This is a genomic window from Halanaerobium sp., from assembly GCF_003070835.1.
In genome coordinates this window covers 1-4123 of the sequence record NZ_QBLR01000294.1, presented here as the reverse complement: position 1 = coordinate 4123, position 4123 = coordinate 1, and the positions used below count along the sequence as shown (strand labels likewise).

Genomic DNA, 4123 nt, shown 5'->3' with positions numbered 1-4123 from the left:
AGATGTGTATAAGAGACAGCTCCAAACTTTTGAAGAAAAATCTTCTTTAAGATAAGGAATTTTAATTCCATAATTCATTAGTTCATCCCCACCATAAATATTGCCTGAGTTAAGCTCTTTATAATCAGAATCAGTATCTAATCCCTTCAATTTAATCATTTGTTCTCTGGGATTGGGAGAAGCAAGAATCTGATAAAAACCAACTAACACTTCTTCTTTAGCTTTAGCTACATAAGACCAGGCTGTAAAATTACTTTCAAATGGACTCTGAAGTCTATAAAAATCACCAAATTGAACAAGTTTTCTTATTTCTTTATAATTTTTAACCTGGTTTTTTACAGCTTTTATTTGATCCGGATTTAACTCAGTTATATCTAATTCATAGCCTATGTTTGCAAAACTGGCCACATCATATCTCATCTTAAGTGAGGTACTGCGTTCAACCTGATGATTGGGCACTGCTGAGACATGAGCTCCAATAGAGGATGCCGGATAAACCATTGAAGTCCCATACTGAATTTTTAATCTTTCTACTGCATCAGTATCATCACTGGTCCAGGTTTGAGGCATATAATAGAGCATTCCTGGATCAAAGCGGCCTCCTCCACCGGCACAGCTTTCAAATAATATATCAGGAAATCGGGATGTAATTTCTTCTAATACTCGATAGAGACCTAAAATATAACGGTGGTTCAATTCTCGCTGTCTTTTATTTTCCAGTTTCAAAGAGCCATATTCAGTCATTGGTCGGTTCATATCCCATTTAACATAGGATATATTTGCTTTATTTAAAATTGCAGACACTCTCTCAATTATATAATCCTGAACATCTCTGCGGCTTAAATCTAAAATCAACTGCTGTCTGGAAAGTGAAGATTCTCTATTTTCAACCTGAATAGACCACTCTGGATGCTTGCGATATAAGTTACTATCTGGAGATACCATTTCTGGTTCAAACCAGAGTCCGAAATCCATTCCCAGTTTATTGATTTCTTGGGCCAAATATTCCAGCCCACCAGGCAGTTTGTCTTCATTTACATACCAGTCACCAAGGGAAGAAGTATCATCATCTCTTTTTCCAAACCAACCGTCATCAAGTACAAATAATTCAATATCAACTTTTGCGGCAGCTTCTGCCATTTCTAAAATTTTATCTGTATTAAAATCAAAATAAGTACCTTCCCAGTTGTTAATTAGAACAGGTCGTTCCTGATCTCGATGTCTGCCCTGTACCAGACGACTTCTATATAATTGATGAAAATTCTGAGACATCTTATTTAAACCCTGATCAGAATAATTCATCACAACCTCTGGAGTCTGGAAACTTTGATCACTTTCCAGCAGCCAGCTAAAATTAAAAGGATTAATCCCCATGGTCATTCTCGTTTTTCCATAATGATTTTTTTCAGCCTGAGCAATAAAGTTAGCAGAATAAATTAAACTGAACCCAAATACTTCCCCACTATATTCATCTGTATCTGGTTCTACTAAAGCTGCAAATGGATTCTGCTGATGGCTGCTGCCCCCTCTTTTACTGTCAATCTTAGTTATTCCCTGGTCCAGAGAGCGCCGCAAAATATCTCTTTCTCTACCCCAGGCACCTGATAACTGCAGTAATTCAAAATCTCTATTCTCAAAATCAACGCTCATTGAGAGTGCTCTTTTAAGATTGATATTTTGTTTGCCTTTATTTTCAAAATTAGCCGATCTAGTAATTATTGGATAGTCTCTAAAGATTGTGTAGTTTAAAGTCACTTCCAAATCCAAAATTTCATCATAAAGAATTATCTCAAGGCTATCTGCTTCAGACTCCTTTTCAACATAAGTAGCTGGCAGCCCCTTTAAATCTTTTTTACCTCGGTAAATCTTATAATCCCTGTATTTTAAGTCACTGATAATTGAGCCATTTTCTGCCTCGATTTGATAGGCCGGCTCTCTAAAATCTGACTGTCCAAAAGAAGGATATTCCCGGGCTATATTTTCTAAGATAAAACCATTATCATCTTTAACAGCATAAGCCTCATAGGGTCTGTGCTGAGATATTGGATACCGATTCAGTCTTTCAGCATTTTTAATATTTTTACCCCAGTAAAGGTGGCCTAACTGGCCATTTTCCAAAATTTTAATTACATAACTTATCTCTTCATTCTGCAGATGAAAAATTTCTCTTTTTTTAAAAAATTCAATTGACATCTTATTTTCCTCCAGTTAATAAATGATTTTTTTTCGATAAAAACCATCATAAATCGACAAGCAAACGGTAGGTGTAATAGGAGTAATTTATTGGTACTTTTTAAGCTGTAATATTTTATAATAAAGCTTTTCCGCTATTGCTCCCATCTCTTCAATAGAATAATTTTCAGCCATTTTACGAGCATTTTGAGAGCACTGTTTAAATTTATCACTGTTTTTAAGTATTTCTTCAATTCTGCTGCTCCATTTTTCTATATCTTCTTCAGTTTTATATCCATTGTAGTCATTTTCTATTACATCATCGATACCACTTGACTTAACAGCAACTACTGGATTATAACCAGCCATAGCTTCTAAAAGAACCATACCCTGGGTCTCAGTTGTAGAAGCAAAAACAAATAAATCTGACGCAAGATAATATTTTGCCATTTCCCTAAAATCAACTGCTCCGATTAGTTCAATCTGATTCTCTAAATCATTATCCTTAATAAACTGCTCAATAGATTTTTTTTCTGAGCCACTGCCGATAATTATCAATTTAAAATTTAGGTCACTCTTTTCTTTCAATCTTTTTATTCCATCCAAAACAAAATATAAATTCTTTTCCTTAGATAATCTTGAGACTGAAATCAAAAGATGTTCAGAATCACCGATCAATTTGCTTCGCAAATTATCAATTTTTTCCTGACTGCATTTATAATAATCAAAGTCAATTCCGGTCGGCATAACTTTAATATACCTACTAACACCAACATTACGCAGATATTCCTTAGTCGATTCGGTTGGAGCAAAAACTGCATCAGTTTTATTGGCAAAGCTTTTGATTAAAAAATGCGAAAGACGATTAGCAAATAATTTTCGCATAAATAAGATATTAGGAACATAATGTGCATACTTTTCCAAACGCGTATGGTAAGTAAAAGCAAGCGGAAGATTAAACCTTTCTGATAATTTACGGCCCTTATTACCCAGCCAGAATGGATGATGAGCGTGAACTAAATCAAAATCTTCAGCTACAAACTCTTTTTTTATCTGGGGTGAATAAATATTAGTTACTGGAAACTCAAGTCCTGATTCCTGATAATGATATAAGGAATTACACCGAATAATATTTTCTTCATTTTCAGTCTGCTCTTTATATTCTGGGGCAAAGATCTTAACCTCATGTCCTCTTTTTCTTAATGCTTTAGAGAGGCGCTGAATTGAGATAGGTACTCCCCCAATAACTGGAAAATAGTTATTTGTAAACATCGCAATTTTTAATTTTTGAACTTTTATTTCATCTTCTGCATAGGCAAAGTCACGATAATAATCTACTTCTTTATTAATTTCTCTGTGGAAAATATAAAAAATTGATGAGCCAATAAATAAGACTAATAAAATATTAATATAATTTGCATAGAAAAAAGATTGGAAAGCTACCCAGATATTAACCATTAATTTCGAAAAAGTTCCCGGATTGCTCTCCAGGCGTTCAACACTGACATCTACCCCATCTGCTGTCACATTTACCAGTAAATAATGATAGAAGCTTTTTTTATTATCAAAAATCAATTCTCCACCAGCACCACCACTAACATAATAATTAACACCTTCTATATTTTCCTGGTGAAATATTTCCAGATTAGAAGAAAATACAGCCTCAACATTGTATTCTGCAAAAATATTTTGATAAAAGTTTCTTAAATCAGCAGATTCAATATATTTAATACTGTCATCCAGTAAGTACTCTGCATCAATTTTCAGCGGAGTTTTATTCATTATAACAAACTTTTTATCATAAGCTGCAGCTTCTTCCAGTACATTTACCAGCCACTGCTGCTGCCAGTCTGGATTTGTGTTTTCAGTAGTATCTAAGAAAATAAAATAAGAGTCATTTATGTGAAAAGAGTAATAAAAAGGACCAAAATACTTATAAAAATTATCACTT

General features: G+C 33.9%; 2 protein-coding genes. Both read right to left on the bottom strand.

The window, feature by feature from the left end; translation table 11 throughout:
* Positions 1-2193 (bottom strand): alpha-galactosidase (locus tag CI949_RS17670; RefSeq protein ID WP_290768784.1); only part of this gene is annotated, 2193 nt, incomplete at its 3' end.
* An 87-nt stretch (positions 2194-2280) separates the two neighbouring features.
* The coding region (locus CI949_RS17665; RefSeq protein WP_290768782.1) for a glycosyltransferase at positions 2281-4123 on the bottom strand (1843 nt) is incomplete at its 5' end.